General features: G+C 66.1%; 3 protein-coding genes and 4 pseudogenes. 2 read left to right on the forward strand and 5 right to left on the reverse strand.

Going from position 1 to position 5,839, the window contains the following annotated elements:
* A pseudogene (locus tag ACFYY7_RS44970) lies at positions 1 to 846 on the reverse strand (IS481 family transposase); the annotation flags it as partial.
* Positions 847 to 963: 117 nt separating this feature from the next.
* A pseudogene (locus ACFYY7_RS44975) lies at positions 964 to 1,266 on the reverse strand (transcriptional regulator); the annotation flags it as partial.
* A gap of 67 nt (positions 1,267 to 1,333) precedes the next feature.
* Between ACFYY7_RS44975 and ACFYY7_RS44980 the strand changes: the two are divergent.
* Positions 1,334 to 1,543: pseudogene (locus tag ACFYY7_RS44980) on the forward strand (hypothetical protein); the annotation flags it as partial.
* 169 nt (positions 1,544 to 1,712) lie between these two features.
* Here ACFYY7_RS44980 and ACFYY7_RS44985 read toward each other — a convergent pair.
* The 3 genes and pseudogenes from ACFYY7_RS44985 to ACFYY7_RS44995 form a co-directional block, all read right to left on the reverse strand.
* Positions 1,713 to 2,372: pseudogene (locus tag ACFYY7_RS44985) on the reverse strand (helix-turn-helix domain-containing protein); the annotation flags it as partial.
* 385 nt (positions 2,373 to 2,757) lie between these two features.
* Positions 2,758 to 3,381 (reverse strand): DUF6000 family protein, encoded by a 624-nt coding sequence (locus tag ACFYY7_RS44990; RefSeq protein WP_388672114.1) that lies wholly within the window; start codon positions 3,379 to 3,381, stop codon positions 2,758 to 2,760.
* A gap of 563 nt (positions 3,382 to 3,944) precedes the next feature.
* On the reverse strand, positions 3,945 to 4,517 hold the full coding sequence (locus tag ACFYY7_RS44995; protein ID WP_388672117.1) for a hypothetical protein: 573 nt from the start codon (positions 4,515 to 4,517) through the stop codon (positions 3,945 to 3,947).
* Positions 4,518 to 5,271: 754 nt separating this feature from the next.
* Between ACFYY7_RS44995 and ACFYY7_RS45000 the strand changes: the two genes are divergently transcribed.
* On the forward strand, positions 5,272 to 5,715 hold the full coding sequence (locus ACFYY7_RS45000; protein ID WP_388672120.1) for a hypothetical protein: 444 nt from the start codon (positions 5,272 to 5,274) through the stop codon (positions 5,713 to 5,715).
* Positions 5,716 to 5,839 lie beyond the last annotated feature (124 nt).

A 5,839-nucleotide genomic window follows, 5' to 3' on the forward strand; every position in this document is an offset into this window, starting at 1 on the left:
CGTCTCGTCGTTCCTGTTCCGAGCGGTAGGGGCGGGCGTGGGCCCATTCGTCGAGCAGGGTGCGGTTGAGACGTTCGACCTTGCCGTTGGTCTGTGGCCGGTAGGGCCGGGTTCGCTTGTGAGTGATCCCGGCGGCTGCCAGGGCGTTGCGCCAGGCATGGGACTTGTAGCAGGCGCCGTTGTCGGTCAGGACCCGTTCGACGGTGATGCCGCACGAGGTGAAGAACTGCTGGGCCCGGGTCCAGAATGCGGTGGCGGTCTCCTTGCGCTCGTCGGTGTGGATCTCGCTGCAGGCGAGGCGGGAGTGGTCGTCGACGGCGGTGTGGATGTAGCTGTAGCCGGCCCGGAGCGGGTCTTCCTGCCCGCTTGGCGGCCCAGTGCTTTGTGGCCGCCGCCGTCGGGGATGTTGCCGAGCTTCTTGATGTCCACGTGCACCAGTTCACCGGGACGGTCGCGTTCGTAGCGGCGTATGACGCGCCCGGTCGCCCGGTCCAGGTGCGTGAGGCGGGCCAGGCCGAAGCGGGTCAGCACGCGGTGGACGGTCGAGGGCACCAGGCCGAGCAGGTGGGCGATGCGGGCCGGTCCCCACCGCCGCAGGATCCGGACCTTGATGATCCGTCGTTCGGTCCTCGTCGGGGTCCGGCGTGGGCTGGTGTGCGGACGGCTTGACCGGTCCGCCATGCCCGCCTCGCCATACAGCCGGTAACGGTCCGCCCATCGCTGGGTTGTCGTTGGTGAGACCTGGAAGCGCTCGGCCGCCCGTCGCAGAGGCCGGCCGTCCTCGACGACGCAACGGGCCAGGCGCAGGCGCCCGGTCTCGGTCAGGGGTGCATTACGGTGAGGCACGAGGGCCTTCCTGGTCGCCGGTGCAGATGTCGCAATCCACACCAGGCCAGAAGGCCCTCACCCATTTCAAGATCACTCAGCCGTGAACCCCGTCACCAACCTCCATGGACAGAACACCTAGGCGGCGAAGTCGATGTTGGTGACGTACTCGTACTGCCCCCACTGGGATCCGAGGTCGACGATGACGTCCGCCCAGGCGTCGTCCAGGCCCTGGCGGTCGCCGGATGCCCAGGCCTCGACGATGCGGTCCCAGCGGCGGACGTTCATCGCGCGGTACTCCACCAGCCGCTGAAGCGGACGCGGCACCTGCGACTGGTTGAGCGGGTGGATCTCCACCCGCGTCCCGCCGCCGGCGTTCAGGCGCCGCAGAAGGTGCCGCGCGACATTGCGGCGGCGGACCTGACGGTAGGCGAGGCTGACGTCGAGCGCGCCGCCGGCCAGCCTAGCCAGCCGCCCGTGTAGCGGGCCCTGAGCAGCCACGGAGTGGATGCTCACGTGGTCGGTGCGGAGCTCCGACCACAACCAAGGGTCACGGAGTGACCCGGTAACCCGGGCCGCAGGCCCGATACCGCGCGGAGCGCGGTGCCCACTTTTCCGCCGCGTAGCGGCGGCGCGTCGCGTCTGCAGCTGGAACCTCGAAGTCGACCGGTCCACCGTCATCCGCGCATGGGAAGAGTCAGTCATCCCCGGCATACTCCAGACCGCGGACTACGCGCGTGCGATCTCCTGCGGTACGCAGAGCGGAGCGGTGACTGCCGCAGCTGAGGGCCTGATCGGGCAAGCCGAGTCACCCTCATCGTTGCGGTGCGTTGGCGGGGGGCATCCGAACCAGTGCTATACATTCCATGATCAATCGGACACGACGTGCGACCGTTTCGACCGGTTCGCAGAGCCTTGGCCAGGTCACGGCGTAGCTCTCCCCGTCCTTGGACGTAGATGGCCTGGTAGATCGTCTCGTGGACCACGTGCATCTCCGGCCGGTCGGGGAAGTCCCTGTGTAGGTGCCGGACGATTTGTTCCGGGCTCCAGCGCCTGCCCAGACACTCCTGTATGTACTCCCGCAGCTCCAGGTTCAGGGCGATCTTCGCGGGCTTGGGGCGGGGCCGGCGGGACTCAGCTCGGGCCTCGGCAGCATGCGGGCGGTACTGGCCGTTGGTGGGGTGACGGTTGCGGCGTATCTCCCGGCTGATCGTGGACGGGCTGCGGTTGAGGTCCGCGGCGATCCTTCGTACTGACACCCTCGCCCACACCTGGTCAGCGATGTAGAGACGCTCCTCAACCGTCAGGTGCCGAGACGCAGAAATGACCCGCTCAGCCCGCACTCTGTGTGCGGGCTGGGCGGGTCTCCTCTTCGTCGGGTTGGTGCCGTTTCGCCAACGCTTGCCTGTACGGCGGTTGATGCCGACGATCCGGCACGCTTCCCGACTGCTCACACCTTGATCCATAAGCCGGAAGTATTCCTCCCGCTCACGGTCCAGCTTCTTGCGTCCCTGCGCTGAGCGGATCTTGCGGATCTCGAAGGCCATCGCATCCCCCTGAGGTAGGGCGTTGCGATGATCGTTAGAACCCAAGAGCCGGGCAGGGGGCGCTGTGACGATGACGGGAGTGGGACGGGTCGTAGACGGTGCCGCGCCCGGTGTCGCCGGAGCCACCGCACTCGGCACACCTGCCGTCAGCAGCCCAGACCGGCCCAACAGACCAGGGGTGCGAGCACCGGCGCGCACGGCCCCGCCAACGCGCGCGAGGGACTGGCCGGCCGCCGATCCCCGAGGCGCTCCGCCCGCCCCGCCCGGTCAGTACGTCCGCCACGGTCCCGGAGCAAAGGCAGGTGGACGACGCCAAGGGCGTCGTCCACCTGTCCCGCCGCTAACGTCACAGGGCGGAGAACAGCAGCGCTGTCTGATGAAGAGCTCAGTGCCTGGTTTTCATTACTGCAAAGAGTTCAGCGCACTCGCTGACGAAGGAACAGAGCTGATCCACGACCTGCCGGTACTCCTGCGGATCCCGCACCACGTTCGGCGTGGCATCGGCCCACTGCTGCCACAGGCCACCGGAGGCAAGGTATGGGGCTGCTCGCTCAGTCCCAAGGACGGCATCGAGGTGAAGCAGCGTGCTGAGAACCGCGGTCTGGTCCCAGACGAGGTCAGGTTGAGGCAAGTAGCGATCAAGATATCTGCAGACCAGATCGGCGTCCGCGCTGGTACCGAAGGCGGCAAGAGCGATGCAAAAGGCCCCGCGGTAAGGGCCTCCGCTGGCCAGCAGGAGTTCGCCGATGCGGCTGCGGAACTCGGTCCTGCCGGCCACGGCAACCAGCCAGGAGGCAGTCCTGCACTCCCGCCACCCGCCCTCGAAAAGGATGCCGAGTTCAGCGGGAGTGATCTCCCCGGCAGCGTGGACCAACTCCCTCACGAACAACTCGCGCTCAGGCCCACTCAACCGCAGCAAGCTTCCACCCAGCCGCATGTACCGCCGGCCAGGCGCGACGAATCGTCGGCCCAGCTCCCTGAGCTCGGGATCGGTGTTGGCATAGCGCATGGCTGCATTTTTGCCCGGCGAAGACCCAGCTGCCAGCGGTTTACCCAGAACCTTGTGGGAGCTCTCACTCCCCTGACCAGGTAATCCTCACCTGGTGACCAGTCAATCCTCACGACTTGTCCGACACCAGCGCCCAGCCATCAACGCTCAACGCTCAACGCCCCATGAAACGAACCGAAACAGCCCGGTCCACAGAACCCGAGACCGGACACCGAACCGAGAACCACCCCGGACAAGGAAGCGAAGACTCCCATATCGGCTGGCACACACCAGCCTCCGTCCACTTCGGGACCGCCGAGGAAGTCCGCGACCAGCGCGCGGTCACCCTCGCCGAGGCATACGCCCGCCACCCCGAACGCTTCGGCCGCCGCCCCAGACCACCCGAGATACCCCAGACGGCCTGGACTCAACGACCCGGCCAAACGCAGGGAACCCGCACCACAAACCTCATAGCGTCACGACCGTCTCACTGGACTTGAAATCTTCCGCTCTGAGCTGTGTCACCGGTCTCCACGCCCGGGCAGGCCGTGGAGGCCGAGACACGTTCCCCCCATCGCACGGGATCAGCTATCGGTCCACCAGTACCGCGTCTTGTGGTCCGAGTGATTGTCATTGACCTTGTTGCCGTACCAGGCGCACCACACCTTGCCATCGGTCTTGGCGCAGGCTCGCATGTAACGGCCCTTCACCTGGCTGCTGCTGTGCTGATAGATCTTGGAAGTGACCGACCATTCGCCCTTCTTGAGGCTCTTGGTGCCGCATGCCTTCCAGTTCTTTCCTTTGGAGTGACTGATGTCCACCCACACCTTGTCGCCCTTGCGGGCGTTCGTCAGCTTCGCGGCCGACCGGTCGTAGATCCTTCCGGTGGCGAGCTGGAGAGACCTGCCATAACGCTTGGTGATGCCGTCTCCCTTCCCACCCGCACCCTTATGCGTGACGGCCTCTCCGGGACCCCAACCGTCGTAGGAGTGATATCCGCACTTGCTCTTCGTCGAGAAAGGCTTGGCGGCCACACTCTGTTCCTGCGTCGCAAGCGACGTTTGCGCCGAAGCCGCGTTCGAGGCCCCCGCCACCAGAACCACGGCGATCGCGGCAAAGGCCGAAGCCCAGGCCGCGACAGGAGTACGTCGTTTCATTTCTCCCCCAGTGCTTGTCCGTCGTCTATGCGGTGCTGCCTACATTGACACGGGAGTACAACCGGTAGGCAGCGATTTCGGACAGGGCCGAATCGGCTGACTGCACTCATGCTTGATGGTCTCCCCGTTGTGTGCCGCTCGGACCAAAGAAGGGGGGCGGCACATCTTCCTTGGGGTGCCGGGTGGCTCCCCGCGAGGCAACACTCGCATTCCCACGAGGGCGTGTCCTGTTCATTCGGGCCTGCCCGAAACGCCCTCGTCAATCACCTGCCGGGAGCTGAGGCTCTGGAGTGATGGCGTCCGGCTCGGGATGGTGTGGTCGGATCAGGACGTCGCGTTCGAGGAAGGGCTCGCCGCTGCCCGCTCCCGGGGCGGTCGTCCACGGGCATCTGTTGCCGCCCGCGTCCCCGGTCTGGGACGGGTACCCGGTCGGGGCTTGGTCCAAGGACCAGCGGTTCGCTGCCCGTGACTGCGGATCAGATTGTGCAGCGGCGGCAGGCCGGCCTTTCCCGCCAACAACCTTGCCGTGTTTGCGGGCGGACTCACAGCACCGGAACCTTCCTGTCTGTCGTCCTCTTCCCTGTCGCGCCGCGAAACCAGGAGGAGCTGGGGTTTTCGGGCAGGGGCGAAGAAGGTGTCGGAGGGTCGTGGAAAGACGGCACGCTGGTCTGGCGGCTCCGAGACCTGATGCGTCAAAAGCCGCATGGCAATGACCGATGCACACAGGAAACAGAGATCACGGGGGTCCAACACTATGCGTACTTCGAAGCTCGCACGCCACGCGGCAACCGCTTTCACTGCCGCGCTCGTCGCACTCGGTATCAGCGCCGGCACCGCGAACGCCGCCGACGTCACCGGAAGCGGGTACAGCTACCTTGCTCCGGACCCGTACGACGCCGGTGGCTACGACGCCATAGCCCGTCTCAACTACGACGGCGTGACCAAGATCGCCGTCCGGTTCCACGCCTACGACGAGTACCTCCGGCTGGGCAACACCACTGGCAGCGACGCCTACGTCAACGTCTTCTACACGCCGAAGGGAAGCAGCAAAACGTACGAGTACAACTTCCATGTCGGCCGCGACTCGTCATGGAGGAAGGAGCTCGGCAACGACGGCGACCTGAACGAAGGCGGTTCTATACGGATCCAGCTGTGTACCCTGCTGAACTGCAGTGGCTGGTACTGGGGCACGACCTGACCGCTGCGGTAACCGGCCGTCATCCGCCATGGAGCAGGCGCCTGCCCAGAGGGCTGAGCAGGTGGAGAACCCGGTTGTCCGCACGTCGGGTCACAGCGAGTCCGGCGGTCCGCAGAACTGCGAC

Origin of the sequence: Streptomyces sp. NPDC001933, assembly GCF_042890955.1 — a bacterium.
In the GTDB taxonomy this organism is placed as follows: Bacteria; Actinomycetota; Actinomycetes; order Streptomycetales; family Streptomycetaceae; genus Streptomyces.

What these genes read in the sequence shown, in the direction of transcription:
- ACFYY7_RS44990 (WP_388672114.1), bottom strand. Translation starts at nt 3,381, where the DNA reads ATGCGCTATGCCAACACCGATCCCGAGCTCAGGGAGCTGGGCCGACGA.
- ACFYY7_RS44995 (WP_388672117.1), bottom strand. Translation starts at nt 4,517, where the DNA reads ATGAAACGACGTACTCCTGTCGCGGCCTGGGCTTCGGCCTTTGCCGCG.
- ACFYY7_RS45000 (WP_388672120.1), top strand. Translation starts at nt 5,272, where the DNA reads ATGCGTACTTCGAAGCTCGCACGCCACGCGGCAACCGCTTTCACTGCC.